At 64.3% G+C, this 19,460-nt stretch carries 12 protein-coding genes; 6 read left to right on the forward strand and 6 right to left on the reverse strand.

The features are described from left to right. Positions 1-729 precede the first annotated feature (729 nt). The 5 genes from ACP26O_RS20550 to ACP26O_RS20570 all read left to right on the forward strand — a co-directional run bounded on the left by ACP26O_RS20550 (position 730) and on the right by ACP26O_RS20570 (position 12,700). Positions 730-8,727: an ESPR-type extended signal peptide-containing protein gene (locus tag ACP26O_RS20550; protein ID WP_426284398.1), complete on the forward strand. Its 7,998-nt coding sequence runs from the start codon at positions 730-732 to the stop codon at positions 8,725-8,727. 123 nt (positions 8,728-8,850) lie between these two features. Next, the gene (locus ACP26O_RS20555) at positions 8,851-9,525 is read left to right on the forward strand and encodes an OmpA family protein (protein ID WP_175666545.1); all 675 of its coding nucleotides are present in this window, start codon (positions 8,851-8,853) and stop codon (positions 9,523-9,525) included. A gap of 360 nt (positions 9,526-9,885) precedes the next feature. Next, on the forward strand, positions 9,886-11,031 hold the full coding sequence (locus ACP26O_RS20560) for a DUF2827 domain-containing protein (protein ID WP_175666546.1): 1,146 nt from the start codon (positions 9,886-9,888) through the stop codon (positions 11,029-11,031). A gap of 14 nt (positions 11,032-11,045) precedes the next feature. Beyond that, entirely contained in the window at positions 11,046-12,200 is a 1,155-nt protein-coding gene (locus ACP26O_RS20565; protein WP_165753766.1) for a DUF2827 domain-containing protein, read from the forward strand. Positions 12,201-12,232: 32 nt separating this feature from the next. Beyond that, a complete protein-coding gene (locus ACP26O_RS20570; RefSeq protein WP_175666547.1) occupies positions 12,233-12,700 on the forward strand; it encodes a DUF4019 domain-containing protein in 468 nt (155 codons plus the stop codon). A 191-nt stretch (positions 12,701-12,891) separates the two neighbouring features. Here ACP26O_RS20570 and ACP26O_RS20575 read toward each other — a convergent pair whose 3' ends face one another. The 5 genes from ACP26O_RS20575 to ACP26O_RS20595 form a co-directional block, all read right to left on the reverse strand. After that, positions 12,892-13,338, reverse strand: coding sequence for a hypothetical protein (locus ACP26O_RS20575; RefSeq protein WP_175666548.1), 447 nt, complete (start codon positions 13,336-13,338; stop codon positions 12,892-12,894). A gap of 62 nt (positions 13,339-13,400) precedes the next feature. After that, on the reverse strand, positions 13,401-14,204 hold the full coding sequence (locus ACP26O_RS20580) for an EAL domain-containing protein (RefSeq protein WP_175666549.1): 804 nt from the start codon (positions 14,202-14,204) through the stop codon (positions 13,401-13,403). Positions 14,205-14,930: 726 nt separating this feature from the next. Next, positions 14,931-16,073, reverse strand: a complete 1,143-nt coding sequence (locus ACP26O_RS20585) for a DUF2827 domain-containing protein (protein ID WP_175666550.1) — start codon at positions 16,071-16,073, stop codon at positions 14,931-14,933. A 152-nt stretch (positions 16,074-16,225) separates the two neighbouring features. Then, positions 16,226-16,564 carry a DUF1493 family protein gene (locus ACP26O_RS20590; protein ID WP_175666551.1) on the reverse strand — a complete coding sequence of 113 codons (339 nt, stop codon included), beginning with the start codon at positions 16,562-16,564 and terminating at the stop codon, positions 16,226-16,228. Then, positions 16,564-16,995, reverse strand: a complete 432-nt coding sequence (locus tag ACP26O_RS20595; protein WP_012366810.1) for an STM2901 family protein — start codon at positions 16,993-16,995, stop codon at positions 16,564-16,566. Before ACP26O_RS20595 ends, ACP26O_RS20590 begins: the two co-directional genes overlap by 1 nt. Here ACP26O_RS20595 and ACP26O_RS20600 point away from each other — a divergent pair. Further along, positions 16,985-17,317 carry a hypothetical protein gene (locus ACP26O_RS20600; RefSeq protein ID WP_175658744.1) on the forward strand — a complete coding sequence of 111 codons (333 nt, stop codon included), beginning with the start codon at positions 16,985-16,987 and terminating at the stop codon, positions 17,315-17,317. The two genes, ACP26O_RS20595 and ACP26O_RS20600, sit on opposite strands and share 11 nt — an antisense overlap. Positions 17,318-17,425: 108 nt before the next feature. On the opposite strand, the gene ACP26O_RS20605 is transcribed toward ACP26O_RS20600, so the two are convergent. Continuing rightward, complete coding sequence (locus tag ACP26O_RS20605) at positions 17,426-19,426, reverse strand: acetyl/propionyl/methylcrotonyl-CoA carboxylase subunit alpha (protein WP_175666552.1); 2,001 nt, start codon at positions 19,424-19,426, stop codon at positions 17,426-17,428. Between the last annotated feature and the right edge of the window lie 34 nt (positions 19,427-19,460).

Consider the following 19,460-nt stretch of genomic DNA (forward strand, 5'->3'; position numbering starts at 1 on the left):
TCCTGCAAGGGGGCGCGGTTCCAAGCTCGCCCAGACAGGCGATCTGACACCCGTCCAATCGTCCCCTCAATAGAACAAATTCGAAACGACGTTTCAATTACCGGGCGCGATGGCTCCGTAGCACTTTTTTACAACTTTGTGACACCGACCGCCGTGGAATGCCCGTCCCACGGGCGCGCGCGGCCGGGGCGATGCGCAAATCAGCATATGCGCAAGCCCCTGTTCTTAATGTTTTACCGAATTTAAAGAGACCGACTTAATACAATTGAAAATCACACTAAAACATTGAATTAATAAATTAACAAGCCACACAGATGCACGCGAGTTAGCATTCGTCACAACATTACAAACCAGAAAGAATTACCTCCATCGCAAACGTTTGCGGTTTCATCCTTGTTACACATTGAGTCGAACGAAATGTTACCCACCCCACAAATTAAGTCTATCTCGTTGATTTTTATGCTATATTTCCTCTGCACCGGATTCAGCAACAGTCATACACGAAGCATTCCACGTACTTTCAAATACATTACTTTCGGATGCATCAAAACACGATCCATTAACTATATTTTAACTTTTCAAACGCCCCATTTTTCACTGTTTGTCAATCTCCAAATATCACCTCAAATAAACTCCGCCCATCAATTTTGAGATCTCGCGCGATCGCACGGCATATTCATCTAACGAAAGAGACCAGTGTGTGGCGTGATTATTTGGAGGTAGCAGGGAATGAACCGCACATACCGCTCGATCTGGAACGAAGCTCTTGGCGCCTGGGTCGCGGCATCCGAACACGATTCGGCACGGGGTAAGCCGAACAAGTCGGCCGTTGTGGTCGCCGCCGTCGCGGCACTGACGATCGGGCTGCCCGGCTTCGCCGAGGCCAATACGCTCAACACACAGCAGACCTGCTTTACGGGCAGCAACAGCGCGGTCGGCCGCGTGAACCCGGGCGGCACGCAAAACCAGGCCGGCGACGGCTCCGGCACGTATTCGGTCGTGGCCGGGTGTAACTCCAACGGCAACGGCTGGACCGGCGTCACGGTTTATGGCTCGTTCGCACAGGCGACCGGCAACGGCGCGGTCGCCACCGGCATGCAGTCGTCGGCGGGCCTGTGGGGCGTCGCGGCCGGCCTCGAAACCACCGCCAGCGGCACCGGTGCAACCGCGCTCGGCTTCGGCTCGACGGCGAGCGCGCTGAACTCGGTCGCGATCGGCGGCGCGGGCGGCAACGGTACGACGCCGCTCTCGCAGGCAAACTCGACGCTCGCGTCGGGCGCGGGCTCGATCGCAATCGGCAGCAACGCAACGAAGGGCGCGCAGTCGGCCGCCTCCGACGGCATCGCGATCGGCGGACAGTCGTCCGTCGCATCGACCGCCACGTCGGGTATCGCCATCGGTCGCGGCGCGACCGTCAATGGGGCGTATGGCATCGCACAAGGTGACGGCGTCATCTCGGGCGCGACGGGCCAGAATGTGGCGATCGGTTCGTCCGGCACGACCGCGAACAGCGCCACGGCTACCGGCGGTGCGGTCGCGATCGGCAGAGGCCAGGTTGCAAGCGGCGACGGCGCCGTTGCGATCGGCGATCCGAACAGCGCGATCGGCACGGGCGCACTGGCGATCGGCGCGAACAACACGTCGAGCGGTTCGGGCGCCCTCGCGCTCGGCAATGGCAACTCGGCGAGCGGCACGGGCGCCGTCGCGCTGGGCAACAGCAGCACGGCGACCAACAGCTCGGTTGCCATCGGCAACGCCGCGACCGCGAACGTCGCGAATTCGGTCGCCCTCGGCGGCGGTTCGGTGACGACCAGCGCCGCATCGGCGACGACGGGCGGCACGACGACCGTCAGCAACACAACCATCGGTGGCCAGACGTTCGGCAACTACGCGGGCGCGGGATCGGCAGGCGGCGTCGTCAGCGTCGGTCAGCCGAATGCGGAACGCCGGATCCAAAACGTCGCGGCGGGCCTCGTCAGCGCGACGAGCACCGACGCGATCAACGGCAGCCAGCTCTTCGCCGTGGCAAGCACCACGACGTCGAGCATTACGAGCTTGTCGACTTCCGCGTCGACTGGGCTGTCGTCGGCTAATAGCTCGATCGGTTCGCTGTCGACCTCGACTTCGACCGGCATCAACTCGTTGTCCACAGGTCTGAGCTCGACCAATAGCTCGGTTACGTCGCTCTCGTCGTCAACGTCCTCCGGAATCTCGTCGGCTAACAGCTCGATCGGTTCGCTCTCGACTGGCCTGAGTTCCACCAACAGCTCCGTCACGTCGCTCTCGTCGTCAACGTCGACCGGACTCTCGTCGGCTAATAGCTCGATCGGCTCGCTCTCCACGTCGACCTCGACGGGCATCAACTCGCTGTCGACCGGCCTCAGCTCCACCAATAGCTCGGTTACGTCGCTTTCGTCGTCAACGTCCACCGGACTGTCGTCGGCTAACAGCTCGATCGGTTCGCTCTCCACCTCGACCTCGACCGGCATCAACTCGCTGTCGACCGGCCTCAGCTCGACCAATAGCTCGGTTACGTCGCTTTCGTCGTCAACGTCCAGCGGACTCTCGTCGGCTAATAGCTCGATCGGCTCGCTGTCCACGTCGACCTCGACCGGGCTGTCGTCCGCTAATAGCTCCATCGGTTCGCTCTCGACCGGCCTCAGCTCGACCAACAGCTCCGTTACTTCGCTGTCGTCGTCGACCTCGACGGGGCTTTCGTCGGCAAACAGCTCGATCTCGTCGCTGTCTACCTCCACTTCGACGGGTCTCAGCTCCACGAACAGCTCGGTTACTTCACTTTCGTCGTCGACCTCGACGGGTCTTTCGTCGGCAAACAGCTCGATCTCGTCGCTCTCGACTTCCACTTCGACGGGTCTCAGCTCGACCAATAGCTCCGTTGCTTCACTGTCGACTTCCACCTCGACCGGCATCAACTCGCTGTCCACGGGACTGAGCTCCACCAACAGCTCCGTTACTTCGCTCTCGTCGTCGACCTCGACGGGTCTTTCGTCGGCAAACAGTTCGATCGGCTCGCTTTCGACGTCCACGTCGACGGGTCTCAGCTCGACAAACAGCTCCGTTGCTTCGCTGTCGACTTCCACCTCGACCGGCATCAACTCGTTGTCCACGGGACTGAGCTCCACTAACAGCGCCGTCACTTCGCTTTCGAGCTCCACGTCGACTGGTCTCTCGTCGGCGAATAGCTCGATCTCGTCGCTGTCCACGTCGACTTCGACCGGGATCAATTCGCTGTCGACTTCCACTTCGACAGGTCTCAGCTCGACAAACAGCTCCGTTGCTTCGCTGTCGACTTCCACCTCGACCGGCATCAACTCGTTGTCCACGGGCCTGAGCTCCACCAACAGCTCCGTCGTTTCGCTGTCGACTTCCACGTCGACCGGCCTCTCGTCGGCAAACAGTTCGATTGGCTCGCTCTCGACCTCCACTTCGACGGGTCTCAGCTCGACAAACAGCTCCGTTGCTTCGCTGTCGACTTCCACCTCGACCGGCATCAACTCGTTGTCCACGGGCCTGAGCTCCACCAACAGCTCCGTCGTTTCGCTGTCGACCTCCACGTCGACCGGCCTGTCGTCGGCCAATAGCTCTATCGGTTCGCTGTCCACGGGCCTCAGCACGGTCACGACCAAAACCGATAATCTCGGCAACAGCACCGCCGCAGCCCTCGGCGGCGGCGCGAGCTACAACCCCGCAACCGGCACGGTTTCCGCTCCGTCGTACACCACGTACAACGCGAACGGGACGACGTCGACCGCCAACAGCGTCGGCTCGGCAATCGACAGCATCAACAACCAGGGCATCAAGTACTTCCACGCGAATTCGACGGGCACGGACAGCCAGGCGCTCGGGACCGACTCCGTCGCGATCGGTCCGAACGCCATCGCCAACAACAGCGGCGACGTCGCACTCGGCAGCGGCTCCGTCACCGGCACCCCGAACGTAACGCCGACCGGTACCGTCGGCGGCGTGACGAGCACGTTCGCGGGCGGCAATCCGACCAGCGTCGTGAGCGTCGGCGACGCGAGCACGGGCACCACGCGTCAGATCACCAATGTCGCGGCAGGTCAAATCACGGCGACCAGCACCGATGCGATCAACGGCTCCCAGCTCTTCGCGACCAATTCGGCGGTGAATTCGCTGTCGACGACGGTGTCGTCGTCCAGCAACGCAATCTCGTCGCTGTCGACCGGCATCACTTCGTTGTCGACAGGCCTCGGCTCGACTAACAGCTCGGTTACCTCACTGTCGACCTCTACGTCGACCGGTCTCTCGTCGGCAAATAGCTCGATCACGTCGCTCTCCACTTCGACTTCGACGGGTATCAACTCGTTGTCCACGGGTCTGAGCTCCACGGATAGCTCGGTCACTTCGTTGTCGACCTCGACGTCGACCGGCCTCTCGTCGGCGAATAGCTCGATCACGTCGCTCTCCACGTCGACTTCGACCGGCATCAACTCGCTGTCCACGGGTCTCAGCTCGACCGACAGCTCGGTTGTTTCGCTGTCGACCTCCACGTCGACTGGCCTGTCGTCGGCTAACAGCTCGATCACGTCGCTCTCCACGTCGACCTCGACCGGCATCAACTCGCTGTCCACGGGTCTCAGCTCGACCAACAGCTCGGTAACGTCGCTCTCGACTTCGACGTCGACGGGCTTGTCGTCGGCGAATAGCTCGATCACGTCGCTCTCCACGTCGACTTCGACCGGCATCAACTCGCTGTCCACGGGCCTCAGCTCCACCGACAGCTCGGTGGCGTCGCTGTCGACTTCCACGTCGACCGGCCTCTCGTCGGCAACCAGCTCGATCGGTTCGCTGTCCACGGGTCTGAGCTCGACAAACAGTTCGGTTACCTCTCTGTCTACTTCCACATCGACGGGTCTGTCGTCGGCCACCAGCTCGATCGGTTCGCTGTCCACGTCGACTTCGACGGGCATCAACTCGCTGTCGACCGGCTTGAGCTCGACCGACAGCTCGGTGGCTTCGTTGTCGACTTCCACGTCGACGGGTTTGTCGTCGGCCACCAGCTCGATCGGTTCGCTGTCCACGTCGACTTCGACGGGCATCAACTCGCTGTCGACCGGCCTGAGCTCGACCGACAGCTCGGTGGCTTCGTTGTCGACTTCCACGTCGACCGGCATCTCCTCGGCCACAAGCTCGATCGGCTCGCTGTCCACGTCGACGTCGACGGGCATTAATTCGCTGTCGACAGGCCTCAGCTCCACCGACAGCTCGGTGGCGTCGCTGTCGACTTCCACGTCGACCGGCCTCTCGTCGGCGACGAGCTCGATCGGTTCGCTGTCCACGGGCCTGAGCTCGACCGATAGCTCCGTCGCTTCGCTGTCGACCTCAACGTCAACGGGTCTGTCGTCGGCGACGAGCTCAATCAGTTCGCTGTCCACGGGCCTGAGCTCGACCGATAGCTCCGTCGCTTCGCTGTCGACCTCAACGTCGACGGGTCTGTCGTCGGCAACCAGCTCGATCGGCTCGCTGTCCACGTCGACCTCGACGGGTATCAACTCGCTGTCCACGGGCCTCAGCTCCACCGACAGCACGGTAACGTCGCTGTCAACTTCCACGTCGACCGGCCTCTCGTCGGCGACGAGCTCGATCGGTTCGCTGTCCACGTCGACTTCGACGGGCATCAACTCCCTGTCCACGGGACTCAGCTCCACCGACAGCACGGTAACGTCGCTGTCGACTTCCACGTCGACCGGCCTCTCGTCGGCAACCAGCTCGATCGGCTCGCTGTCCACGTCGACGTCGACCGGTATCAACTCGCTGTCCACGGGACTCAGCTCGACCGATAGCTCGGTTGCTTCGCTGTCGACTTCCACGTCGACTGGCCTCTCGTCGGCAACCAGCTCGATCAGCTCGCTGTCCACGTCGACCTCGACGGGTATCAACTCGCTGTCGACTGGCCTCAGCTCCACTGACAGCTCACTCACGTCGCTCTCGACTTCAACGTCGACCGGCCTCTCGTCGGCAACCAGCTCGATCAGCTCGCTCTCCACCTCGACTTCGACGAGCATCAACTCGCTGTCCACGGGCCTGAGCTCGACCGACAGCACGGTAACGTCACTCTCGACCTCCACGTCGACCGGCCTCTCGTCGGCCACAAGCTCGATCAGCTCGCTGTCCACGTCGACCTCGACCGGCCTGTCGTCCGCAACCAGTTCGATCGGTTCGCTGTCCACTGGCCTCAGTTCGACCAACAGCTCGGTGGCTTCGCTGTCGACCTCGACGTCGACGGGCCTGTCGTCGGCCACAAGCTCGATCGGCTCGCTGTCCACCTCGACGTCGACGGGCATCAACTCCCTGTCGACTGGCCTGAGCTCGACCGACAGCACAGTAACGTCGCTCTCGACCTCCACGTCGACGGGCCTGTCGTCGGCCACAAGCTCGATCGGCTCACTGTCCACGTCGACGTCGACGGGTATCAACTCGCTGTCCACGGGCCTCAGCTCCACCGACAGCTCGCTCACGTCGCTCTCGACCTCCACGTCGACAGGCCTGTCGTCGGCAACCAGCTCGATCGGCTCGCTGTCCACGTCGACTTCTACCGGCATCAACTCGTTGTCGACGGGCCTCAGCTCGACCGATAGCTCGCTCACGTCGCTCTCGACTTCAACGTCGACGGGTCTCTCGTCGGCGACCAGCTCGATCAGCTCACTGTCGACCTCGACCTCGACCGGCCTGTCGTCCGCCACCAGCTCGATCGGCTCACTGTCCACCGGTCTGAGCTCGACCAACAGCTCGCTCACGTCGTTGTCCACGTCGACCTCCACCGGAATCAACTCGCTGTCGACGGGCCTGAGCTCCACGAACAGCTCGGTCGCATCGCTGTCGACCTCGACGTCGACCGGCCTCTCGTCGGCGACAAGCTCGATCAGCTCGCTGTCCACCTCGACCTCGACCGGCCTGTCGTCCGCAACCAGCTCGATCGGTTCGCTGTCCACCGGCCTGAGCTCGACCGACAGCACGGTAACCTCGCTCTCGACCTCCACATCGACAGGCCTGTCGACGGCCACCAGCTCGATCACGTCGCTGTCCACGTCGACGTCGACCGCGATCGACGCCGCGAAGACGCACTACTACAGCGTCAACGACAACGGCACGCAGCAAGGCAACTACGCCAACGACGGCGCAACGGGCGTCAACTCGCTCGCAGCCGGCGTGAACGCGAGCGCCGCAGGCGCCAGCAGCGTCGCGGTCGGCGACGGCTCGAACGCGCAGTCGGCGGGTGCAGTCGCGATCGGCCAGAACGCATCGGCAACGGGCGGCAAGGCGGTGTCGATCGGCTCCGGCAACACCGCGAGCGGCGACGGCGCGGTCGCGATCGGCGATCCGAGCATCGCAACGGGCACCGGCGCAGTGGCGATGGGCGCGAACGACACGGCGACCGGCAGCGGCGCAGTGGCGCTCGGCAACGCGAACACCGCAACCGGCGACAGCGCGCTCGCCCTCGGCAGCTCGAGCCAGGCCACCGCGGACAACACGATCGCGCTCGGCAACAAGGCAGTCGCCAGCGCCATAGGCGCCCAGGCCTACGGCTCGGCTGCATCGGCCACCGCGGCGGATGCGCTCGCCTTCGGCACGAACGCCACGGCGAACGTCGCGAACTCGATCGCCCTCGGTGCGAACTCGGTCACGAGCGCGGCAGTCGGCACCTCGAGCGCCACGATCGGCGGCGTCTCGTACCTGTTCGCGGGCAGCTCGCCGGTGGGCGTGGTGAGCGTCGGCCAGCCGGGGCAGGAACGCCAGATCACGAACGTCGCGGCAGGCCGGATCTCGGCCACCAGCACGGATGCGATCAACGGCAGCCAGCTCCACGCGACGAACCAGGCAGTCAGCAGCCTGTCCACGTCGACGGCGTCGAACATCTCGTCGCTGTCGACCGGCATCGGTTCGCTGTCCACGGGCCTCAGCTCGACCAACAGCTCGGTGACGTCGCTGTCCACGTCGACGTCGACGGCGATCAGCTCGCTGTCGACGGGCCTCAGCTCGACGAACAGCAATCTGACGTCGCTGTCCACGTCGACCTCGACCGGCATCGGCTCGCTGTCGACCGGCCTGAGCACGACGAACAGCACGGTGGCGTCGCTGTCGACGGGCGTGACGAACCTGGGCGATCAGGTATCCCAACTGTCGACGACGATCAACAACAACACGACGCGCTCGTTGAGCAACAACGGTGTCGCGGTCGACATGAACGGCACAGGCAACGATCGGCCGACCGTCACCGCCGGCACGAACTCGGTGGCGATCGGCGCGAATTCGAATGACGGCGGTCGTTCGAACGTGGTGTCGGTCGGCAGCGACACGCAGCAGCGCCAGATCACGAACGTCGCGCCGGGCACGCAAGGCACCGACGCGGTGAACGTGAACCAGCTGACGCAGGTGCAGACGACGCTGTCGACGGCACTGTCGGGCCAGCAGACGCAGATCAACTCGCTGGGTTCGCAATTGCAGCAGACCGACCAGATGGCGAAGCAGGGTATCGCGGCCGTCGGCGCGATGGCGTCGATCCCGCAGCTCGATCGCGACGCCAACTTCGGGATGGGTGTGGGCACATCGACCTTCCTCGGCCAGAAAGCGATGGCGGTCAACATGCAGGCGCGGATCACCGAGAACCTGAAGGCGTCGATCAACGGCGGCTTCAGCGGCGGTCAGAAGGTGATCGGCGCGGGCATGCTGTATCAGTGGAAGTAACGCGTCGCGCCGCCACGCCGCCGGCTCACGAGCCGGACGGCGCGCGGCGGCCGCGACGGCACGACGAGCCCGCCGCGCAACCCGCGGCGGGCCTCGGTCAACCCAAGCTTTGAGGACGTAACCGTGAACAAACTCGCTCTTGCGCTCGCACTTTCCACGATGGCTCTCGCCGCGTGCTCGACCGCATCCGGCCCGACCTTCAGTGCATCCGAACTGCAGCCGCGCGATGGCGTGCGCACCTTCCAGGTGGACTGCCACGGCCTGTTGTCGGGCCCGCAGACCTGCATGAAAGCCGCCCGCAAGATCTGCGGCGATCAGCCGGTGCGCACCGTCGACTCGGCCCGCGCGCTGCGCGACGGCTCGGATCCTGCGACGCTGGTGTTCCAGTGCGGCGCCGCGCCGGCCGAAGCGGCGTCGGCCGCCGAACCCACACCCGCGCCCGCGCCGGCCGCGGTCGAACATGTGAACCTCGCGGGCGACGCACTGTTCGCGACGGGCCTGGCCACGCTCACGCCGGCCGCGCGCGCATCGCTCGACAAGTTGTTGAGCGAGCGCGAAGACCGTACGTATACACAGGTCACGGTCACCGGCCATACGGATTCGGTTGGCAATGACGCCGCCAATCTCGCACTGTCGAAGCGCCGCGCGGAAACCGTCGCGGGCTACCTGAAGGCGCACGGGCTGAACGCGCAAACCGTGTCGGTCTCGGGCCGCGGCAGCGCGGATCCGGTCGCGTCCAACGCGACGGCCGAAGGCCGCGCGAGCAACCGCCGCGTCGACATCTCGCTGCAACGCTGAGCCGCCGGCCGTCGCACCCTCACGCGACGGCCCTGACCGGTAGCGCGCACCGCCCCGACAGCCCTTGATCAGGGCGCCGGCGGCTATGTCAAAGTTCGTCAGCCCCCTCCACAAACCGCTGACTTCCGTGCCACAATCGCCGCAGACAGCTGCCGGGGCATTCCGCCCGCGTCGCGCGCCGTGCCAGTCCCGCCCGACGACCCACCGGAATCCGCCGGCCGCCCCGCGATCCGCATCGCGCGACTCGTTGTCGAGCGCGCGCCGGCGCGAACGCAACCACGACAATCCACGGCGCGCCGTTACGCGGCCTGGCGCTCGACGCCACGGCCGCACGTACGACGCCGCAGAGGAAACCAACCGGTGACGGACATCAATCAAGCCGCCTCGGGCGGCGCCCGCAAGCAACGGCCGGCCGTCGGCATCTCGCTGTTTGCGCGGGACGGCCAGGCGATCTGGGAAAACGGCATTCACCAGAACATCGCGTACCTCGCGATGATGCTCAAACGTTCGGACCGCGTCGGCCCCGTCTATTTCCTGAACGGCGGTGACGCGAACGCACTGCCGCTCGGCCTCGAACTCGATGGCCTCGACGTGCCGCTCGTGAAACCCGCCGACGTCACGCACGAGCTCGACGTCGTGATCGAGATGGGCGCGCAGCTACCGCTCGAATGGCTCAGGCACGTGAAGGCGCTCGGCACGAAGCTCGTCGCGTGCTACGTCGGGCACACCTACAGCGGTCTCGCCGAAACGCCGATCTTCGACAAACCTTCGGGGCACATCTTCAACGGCACGCAGTTCGATGAAGTATGGGTGCTCGAGAAGTCGCAGAAGATCGACGTGCCGCTCTTGCGCACGCTCACGCGCGCGCCGGTTCATACGATTCCGCATCTGTGGTCGCCGTACTTCCTCGATCGCCGCATCGCCGCGCTGGCGAGCGAAGGCGTCACGTTCGGCTATCGGCCCGGCCGCCGTCCGTGGCATCTCGCCACGCTCGAGCCGAACATCTCGGTCGTGAAGTCCTGCCATTACCCGATGCTCGTGTGCGACGAGTTCTACCGCGCGCATCCGGATGCCGTGCAGCATCTGTTCGTCGTCAACGCGATGCACATGAAGGCGCATCGGACCTTCGTGCACTTCGCGAACAGCCTCGACCTCGTGCGCCAGCACAAGGCGACGTTCGAGCCGCGCATCGACCTGCCGGGCTTCATGGCGCGTCATGCGGATGCCGTCGTGTCGCACCATTGGGAAAATCCGCAGAACTATCTGTACTACGACGTGCTGTACGGCGGCTATCCGCTGATCCACAACTCGACGCTGCTCGGTGACGCCGGCTATTACTACCCGGACTTCGATTCCGTCGCGGGCAGCCACGCGCTGCGCGATGCATGGCTGCATCACGACGAGCGGCTCGACGACTATCGCGCGAAAGCCGACCGGCTGCTGCAGTCGGTCTCGATCGACAACCCCGCGAACCTGGACGCGTTCGTCGCGCGTCTGGTCGCCTGAACCGGAGCATACGCATGTCGGACTCCAATGCCCGTCAAGCGCCCGGCGAGGGCAAGCGTCTCGTCGTCGGCGTGTCGCTGTTCGTGCGCGGCGCCGGCCAGTCGCTGTGGGAAAACGGCATCTTCCAGAACTGCCTGCTGCTGATCCTGCTGCTGCGTCAGTCGCCGCACGTCGCTCAAGCCGTGATGGTGAACGGCGGCGAACAGCTCGCCGATCCGCAGTTGATGCTCGGCGAATGGGACGTGCCGCTACTGTCGATGGACGAAGCGCTGCAGCGCTGCGACGTGCTGATCGAAATGAGCGCGCAGTTCAGCGCCGATTACCTGCGCGCGTTCCGCGACCGCGGCGGCAAGGTCATCACGATGCGCGTCGGCAACGACTACGTGATCGACATCGAGCGCGCGATGTTCGACAAGCCGTCGGGCTTCCTGTTCTCGGGCGCGCCGTACGACGCGGTGTGGACGATTCCGGAATTCGAGCGCTCGTGCCTGCACTATTACCAGACGGGCCTGCGCGCGCCGGTGACGATCGTCCCGCACATCTGGCATCCGATGCTGTTCGACAAGGCACGTGCGACGCTCGGCGCCGGCCTGTCGTTCGGTTATCAGCCCGGCAAACCGCGCTGGCGCGTGACGATGTTCGAGCCGAACATCTGCATGGTGAAGACAAGCATCATCCCGATGCTGGTGACTGAAGAGGCGTATCGCGCGAAGCCCGAATTCCTCGAGTTCGTGCGCGTGTGCAACACGCTGCACCTGAAGGAACATCCGACATTCGTCCACTTCGCGAAGAGCCTCGACATCGTGAACCACGGGATCACGACGTTCGAAAGCCGCTACGCGGTGTACGAGTTCATGGCCGCCTACGGCGACGCGGTGGTGTCGCACACGTGGGAAAACGCGCAGAACTACCTGTACTACGAGCTGCTGTACGGCGACTATCCGCTGATCCACAACTCGCCGTTCCTCGGCAAGGCTGGGTATTTCTATCCGGACTTCGATTGCCAGGCCGGCGGCCGCGCGCTGCTGCAGGCGTTCGACGAACACGACGCGAATCTCGAAGCGTATCGCGAGCAATCGAAGCACGTGCTCGACTCGGTCAGCATCTACAACCCCGACAACGTCGCCGCGTATTCCGACGCGATCGCGTCACTCTATCGCGACGCATGATGCGCCGCCCGCTCCCCGCTTCGGACTCCGACATGAACGCATACCGGCCCCTCTCACGCGCGAAATGGTTGATCGGCTGCGCCGTCGCATCGCTCGCGATCGGCGCGCACGCGCAGGCCGGCGGCGAATCGGCGGACGCACTGCTGCGCGACGCCGACGCGGTGTTCAAGCAGCTCGATGCCGGCCAGTACGGCGCGGTGTGGGCCGACTCCGCCGCGTTCGTGAAGGCACGCATCAAGCAGGACCAGTTCGCGGCGGACATGCAGCGCGCGCGCCAGTCGGTCGGCACAGTCCGCCATCGCGGCTGGGCGCAGGTCACGCGCATCCGCTACACGAACGCACCGGCAATGCCCGACGGACTTTACGCGAACGTCGACTACGCGACGACGCTCACGACCGGCACCACCGTGTACGAAAAGCTGAGCTTTCGACTCGACGACGACGGTCGCTGGCACCTGACCGGCTATGTGCCGCGCCAGGGGCAGGATTTCACGCCGTAAGCTGTACTGCGTGCGAAGTCATCGTCGCGATTACGATCAACGTGCAGCGCGACGCCGCGCAGTCGCGGATGATGGGCGCGTTCATCAAACCGTCGCGCACGAAAGGCGACGCGCGCCGGGAATGCGGAGGTTTCGGTAAGAACTGACGCGGTGCACTTGCCGGGCAAGCGCATGCCTGCGATCGATGAGCGTCAAGCGCGGCGCGCAAGCGGCCGCGACGCTTGCACGCTGCCGTCTGCGCGCCGTGCGGCAAGCGCGCGGCCATGTCGGCGTCCGATCCGCGCCAGCCTCATGAAACATCGGAGTGCGGCGCCGCTGACCTGCCCGGCGCGCCTCGCGAGGCTGCCCGATACACCGCAAGCGATCGCCGAATCCTCGCCGCAGGCGCCCGCAAACACGCCGGCGTAGTAGTGCCGTGCCGCGAGTTCGCGGCCGTCGGCGTCGAGCGGCTTCATCCGGTGAATACGGCGCGCGACGGCCCGCAGGCCGTCGAGATACGGCGCGACGTCGATCGGCGCGTCGGTCGATTCGGCACCGAGCTGCCACACCATGTCGGCCAGTTCAGCGATCGCGACGAGTTCGCGCGGATCGGCCGCCTGCGTGCCCGTTTCGTGTCCGATCTTGTTCGTCGCCGCCATGCCCACGCCCCTTTGCGATCCATCGTTACCCGATACCTGCGCCCGGCGCCCGCGCTGCTGCGTCATGCGGCGGCCGGCGACCGCCAACTGAAGCGAACGCCCTGCGCCCACGCGACGCCGGAATCCAGGATGATCTGCCGATCGGTCTCGTTCTCCACGCCTTCGACGACGACGTGCCGCGCGCTTTCGTGCGCAAACGCGATCAGCCGGCGAAACTGGTAGCGCCCGATCGCATTGCGCTTGATCAGCGACAGCACCGACTTGTCGAGCTTCACGATATCGGGGTTGCCGACCACCAGGTTGTTCAGCGCGCTGAAGCCGACGCCGAAATCGTCGATCGCGACGCGGCATCCGGCCTGGCGAAACCGATTCACGAACGACCGGCCCGCGACGGGGTTCAGCGGCCCAGTCTCGGTGATCTCGACGACCAGCCGCGCCGCGACCGACGGCTCGCGCTCGAGCCGCCTGAAGATGGGCAGCCACGCGTCGTCCACCGCCGCGCTCGCCGCCGCGACGTTGCAGCCATACACGGCCTGCGGATCGGCACGCAGCGCGTCGATCGTCCGGCCCACCACGAGCCGGTCGAACCAGCGCATCAGCCCGAGCGACTCGAGGCGCGGCAGGAACGCGAGCGGCGGCAACGCGTCGCGCGAGCCCCAGCGCAACCGCGCGAGACATTCGTGATACAGCACGCCGCCGGACAGGTCGGCGCGGCAAACCGGCTCGCGCGCGAACCCGAGCCGGCTTTCGACGAAACTGCGTACCGACGCAAGGTCGGGGTGATCGTCAGGCGCGCCGAACACGAGATCGATTTCGTCCCGATTCGCTACGCTGTTCGCCTCCAGGCGAGGTTCGACCGCATTCATCCGGCGCTCCGGCAATTGTCGGGCCGCCGATGACGGCCCGCGCTCTCGATACATGTGGCGCGCGCCGACCACGACACGCGCCACCGCCTACCCGGCCCATCCTCTTGTTTCGATCTTTTCAGGGAGCGTACTTTTCATTTCGGCGCACCGTCAAATCAGATATTGTCAACGATATTCAAATACTAGAAATACACCACGCATGCACGTCGCCGACAGTGCGGCAGGCCACACAAAACCATGGGCGATATCGCGCGCTCAAACGCTTTTGGCAAAAAATCGATTTATCGAGGGCCTCGCTTCAAAATCACGCGATCGTTATTTCGTATGATTAATATCCGATAGCGAAGCCGTATCCGGACATGTCGCCCGCATTCGCCGCGAGGCCGTGCTGGCCCCGTCACCAGCGGGCTCCCATCGGGCATTCGGTCCCCGGAGAATTCAATTTCGCCGTTTCAAACGATATTGAAAATGACCAAACAATAGTCCGCCGAAATAAAATGACAATATCAGGCCGAGCAATACGGCATTTGTCGATTGAAAGATTTTTAACGATCTTTTCGATTTGTTAACCTATAAAATGATTTCTGACGGTCTTCCCTCGGAACCGTCAATTTCGTGCCTTCAAAAACCGTCGGATCTTCCCCGGTTCGGCGGTTTCTTTTTTACGGCATGATTTTCATCAGACATTAACGCGAGGCCACCGGCCGCGGCGGGCGTCACGCAAGCTCAAGCAGCCGTCGCGCCAATAAGGTTCGCGAGCAGCGCGTCGTATTCGCCGACGAGCGCGGGGTTAGCCGACGTATAGCGGCCGAGGATCTCGCGCTGGCGCCGCGTGTACCCCTGCCAGTCGTCGTCGTGCGTGTGCAGCGCGTGCAGCAGCGCCTGCGCGCCCTTCTGCACGTCGTTGTCCGGATAGTAGTAGCCGAGATCGGGCGCGAGGCTCGCGTTGTGCACGAGCGGATAGCCCTGCCAGCACACGTCGAAATAGAAGTAGTTGAGCGGGTTCGACCATTGATGCGACACGACGATGTCGGTCAGGTCGGCCAGGAACAGCGGCGTGTCGAAGCGTCCGACGAAGCTCGCCTTGCCCGCGCGCACGATGTCCAGATAGTTCATCAGCATCACGAACTCCGGGCTGTCGTGCGCGAGACGATCGGCGTTCGTCACGTGCGTGAAGCAGATCGCATCGGGGTCACTGCGATACGCTTCGTCGATGATCAGCATCGGGTACACGCAGAACTTCACGACGTTGTGGTTCGGCTCCATCACCGTGAGCCGCTTGCCCGGCTCGCTGCGCGGCCGGTATTCGCCGTGCTCGGGCAGCGATGCCGCACGCGCGCTCAGGAACATCGGATCCCACACGAACGGTACGACGCGCCCCGGGCAGCGACGCAGCGACTGCAGGAACGGCAGCGACGACGGCGCGATCTGCGGAATCGCCCACACCTCGTCGTAGCCGCGGTTGATGAAGAGCGAATCCCACAACCGGCGACCGAACAGCATCGACTCCATCGCGTTGATGTACTCGACGCCGCAGCAATAGCTGACGATCTTCGCGCCGCGCGCCTTCAGGTAGTCCGTCTGCGCGGCGTCGATCTGGCCGCCGAGCTCGATCACGACGTCGAGCGCATCCTTCATGTCGGCGAATGCGCGCGTGTCGAACACGGTGCGATCCCACGGCAGCGCGTCGGTGAGCGGCACGTCGGTCGTGTTGACCAGCGTCACGCGATAGCCATGCGACGACGCCATCAACAGCTTCGCGAGAAACAGCGCGTTCTGCTTGATGCCATTGATCCACAGGCTTTCGTCGGGGGCGCGCAGACCGATCGTGATACCGATGCGCAGGCCGTTCAGGACAGGAGACGTCATCGTCGGCGGGACGGGAAATTGAATGGACGCGATGTGGCGCGCATGGCGGCGCACCCCGGGAACAACGCGTCATTCTAGCGGACTGCCGGCCGCAGGACTGTCATGGATGGTCAGCCGATGGACGGGTTTACGGCGCGCCCTTTGCCGAGCTGTCACATCTCCCATCGTCCGGCTTCGATTGCCGCCTCCATCATCCGGATGGTCAGCGGACGCTCGAGGATTTTGTCCCGGGCGCCGCTGCTGAACGGCGACTTCAATACTTCCACCAGAAATCGACCGAAACCCAGTTTTCTGGATGGGTAGTAATAATCCACATCGAAAGCGGAAATATCGACACCGAACGATTCCGAAAATCTCCGCATCAATCTCAACATGGCTCTGTCGGAAAGCTCAAGATCAATGCAGAGATCCGTTTCCGGAGTAATTTCAAGCTCACCCCACAACGGCGAATCAGCCTCTTCCCGCACCATCTCGATCAGACGAGCGTCCATCAAAAACGATCCTCCGGCTTGACCAGGCGATTGTACGTGACTGCAGAGCGATACATTATGATCGATACGTCGGCAGCTGTAATGATCCATCCGGCCACCGGCACCGCCCGTCCGACAAATACGCCGAGCTCCCTGGTAAATTTCACCTTGAGAAGCACGAGACTCTTGAATGAAGTTACCGTCGGAAGAATTTTGTGCTTGATTTCATAGGGGAGCAACCTCCGTGAAACCCTTGATGCGACCGATGTCCCCTTAACCGCTCCGTGGAATTTTCCTCGAGTCGGCACAAACCTTTGCCCCAATAAAATCATTGCGATCCCGACAGCATCATCGATGCCCAATTCATCACAGGCGACGTCGATCACGATCAGGCAAAACAATTCCGGCGGCGTCAGATCTCCGTGGCCCCCGTAATCATATTTGTTCGCCATTTTTATTTTCTCTCCACTCGCTCTTTTGATCATTGCGCAATGCACCGGACTGCGCATCCCGATCGTCACGGTAGCGCTGCCCATCGAGCGTGAGCAGAAAGATGCGGTGGCTTCGCTCATCCAGCGTGACATCCGGAAAGCGATCGCTGTCATTCCGTGCCTTGCTCCACGGGGGATCAGGCGAATTCGCGTTGCCGATGAAGCGGAGGAGAAGCCGTTTTCGATCTGTCAACGAGTGTTGCAACAGCCGAATCGACAAGAAACGGCGCATGTTGCGCCGCTGATCAACGGCCGGGATCGGTTGATGGCCCAGAAACCATGAAGACGTTGCACGCGCATCTTTTATTTTTTTGCATGCGATCGACGATTCGCGAGCGGACGCCCGCGCTCTCCGTGAGGGCCGGCAAGGGCCCTCACGCGCACGCCGCGATCAGCCTTCCGCCATCACCAGCAACTGCGCGCCATCCGCGACCTGATCGCCGACGCCGTACAGCACTTCCGCGACGACACCCGCGCCCGGCGCGCCGATCGTGTGCTCCATCTTCATCGCTTCCATCACGATCAGCGGTGTGCCGGCCTCGACCTTCTGGCCCGCCTCGACCAGCACCGCGATCACCTTACCGGGCATCGGCGCGGTCAGGCGGCCGCCGCCATGCTCGGCATCGCCCGCGTGCGCGAGCACGTTGCGCCATTCGAACGTCTCGGCGACACCTTGCGTGAACACGTGGAAACTGTCGCCGTCCGCATACACGCGGCCGCTGCTGCGCACGCCGTCGAGCGTCACGTCGAAGTCGAGCGGCGTCGCGCCGCGCGTCCACGCGAACGGCTGCGCGGCCGCATCGCCGGTGGCGAGGCTCGCGTGGCCGCCATTGTCGTCGTAGGTAACCGTCACGTCCGCTTCGCGATCGGGCGCATGCCATTCGAGCGTGCGGCGATAGCCGCCGTTCAGCCGCCAGTCCGGCAGCGCCTGCCACGGCGACACGCCCTGCTGCGCGGCCGCCCCGCGCTCGCGCGCGAGCAGCGCCGCGCAGGCCAGCGCCAGCGTCGCGCGCGGCGACGGTTGCGGCGCGAACAGCGCATCGTGGTTGCGCTCGATCAGGCCCGTGTCGAGATTGGCGGTCGCGAACGGCTCGCTCGCGACGATCCGCTGCAGAAACGCGGCGTTCGTGTGCAGGCCGACCACTTCGCAAGCCCGCAACGCGCGCAGCATCGTGCCGAGCGCTTCCGCGCGGTCCGCGCCGTGCACGATCAGCTTCGCGATCATCGGATCGTAGAACGGCGTGATCGCATCGCCTTCGCGCACGCCGCTGTCGACGCGCACCGGCGCGCCGATCGCGAACTCGACGCCTTCCGGCAGCCGCAGGTGCTTCAGTGTGCCGGTGGACGGCAGGAAGCCGCGCGCCGGGTTCTCCGCGTAGAGCCGTGCCTCGATCGCATGGCCCTGCACGCGCAGTTGGTCCTGCGTCAGCGGCAGCGGCTCGCCCGCTGCGACGCGCAGTTGCCACTCGACGAGATCAAGCCCGGTAACCATCTCGGTGACCGGATGCTCGACCTGCAGACGCGTGTTCATTTCCATGAAGTAGAACGCGTCGGCCGTCATGATGAATTCGACGGTGCCCGCCCCGACGTAATGCACCGCGCGCGCGGCCGCGACGGCCGCCTCGCCCATCGCGCGACGCAGGTCGTCCGGCAGGCCCGGCGCCGGCGCTTCCTCGAGCACCTTCTGGTGACGGCGCTGTACCGAGCAGTCGCGATCGAACAGGTAGACGGTGTTGCCATGCGTGTCGCCGAACACCTGCACTTCGACGTGACGCGGGCGCGTCAGGTATTTCTCGATCAGCACGCGGGCGTTGCCGAAGCTGCTCGCGGCCTCGCGCTGGCACGACGCGAGCGCCGCCCGGAAGTCCTCCGAGCGCTCGACCACGCGCATCCCCTTGCCGCCGCCGCCCGCGCTCGCCTTCAGCAGCACCGGGTAGCCGATCTCGTCGGCTTCGCGATGCAGGTTGTCCGTGTCCTGGTCGTCGCCGTGATAGCCGGGCACGAGCGGCACCGCGGCCGCGTGCATCAGCGCCTTCGCGGCCGCCTTCGAGCCCATCGCCGCGATCGCGTCGACCGGCGGCCCGATGAACACGATGCCGGCCGCTTCGCATGCGTGTGCGAAATCCTCGTTCTCCGACAGGAAGCCGTAGCCGGGATGGATGGCCTGCGCGCCGGTCGCGCGCGCGGCCTCGATGATGCGCAAGCCGCGCAGGTAGCTGTCCGCGGCCGCCGCGCCGCCGATATGCACGGCCTCGTCGCATGCGGCGACGTGCTTCGCGTTCGCGTCCGCGTCGGAATAGACGGCGACGCTCGCGATCCCGAGACGTTTGCACGTCGCGGCGACGCGGCAGGCGATTTCGCCGCGGTTGGCGATCAGAATCTTGTCGAACATGGCTTCGGTGTCGTCCGGAAAGTTATTGGCACGC

It is taken from the genome of Burkholderia sp. R-40 (assembly GCF_049942845.1).
GTDB lineage: Bacteria > Pseudomonadota > Gammaproteobacteria > Burkholderiales > Burkholderiaceae > Burkholderia > Burkholderia ambifaria.

Excerpts from the sequence above, each read along its gene's own strand:
- ACP26O_RS20590 (WP_175666551.1), bottom strand. The coding sequence starts at position 16,564 with ATGGACGCTCGTCTGATCGAGATGGTGCGGGAAGAGGCTGATTCGCCG.
- ACP26O_RS20605 (WP_175666552.1), bottom strand. The coding sequence starts at position 19,426 with ATGTTCGACAAGATTCTGATCGCCAACCGCGGCGAAATCGCCTGCCGC.
- ACP26O_RS20595 (WP_012366810.1), bottom strand. The coding sequence starts at position 16,995 with ATGGCGAACAAATATGATTACGGGGGCCACGGAGATCTGACGCCGCCG.
- ACP26O_RS20550 (WP_426284398.1), top strand. The coding sequence starts at position 730 with ATGAACCGCACATACCGCTCGATCTGGAACGAAGCTCTTGGCGCCTGG.
- ACP26O_RS20565 (WP_165753766.1), top strand. The coding sequence starts at position 11,046 with ATGTCGGACTCCAATGCCCGTCAAGCGCCCGGCGAGGGCAAGCGTCTC.
- ACP26O_RS20575 (WP_175666548.1), bottom strand. The coding sequence starts at position 13,338 with ATGGCGGCGACGAACAAGATCGGACACGAAACGGGCACGCAGGCGGCC.
- ACP26O_RS20585 (WP_175666550.1), bottom strand. The coding sequence starts at position 16,073 with ATGACGTCTCCTGTCCTGAACGGCCTGCGCATCGGTATCACGATCGGT.
- ACP26O_RS20580 (WP_175666549.1), bottom strand. The coding sequence starts at position 14,204 with ATGAATGCGGTCGAACCTCGCCTGGAGGCGAACAGCGTAGCGAATCGG.
- ACP26O_RS20570 (WP_175666547.1), top strand. The coding sequence starts at position 12,233 with ATGAACGCATACCGGCCCCTCTCACGCGCGAAATGGTTGATCGGCTGC.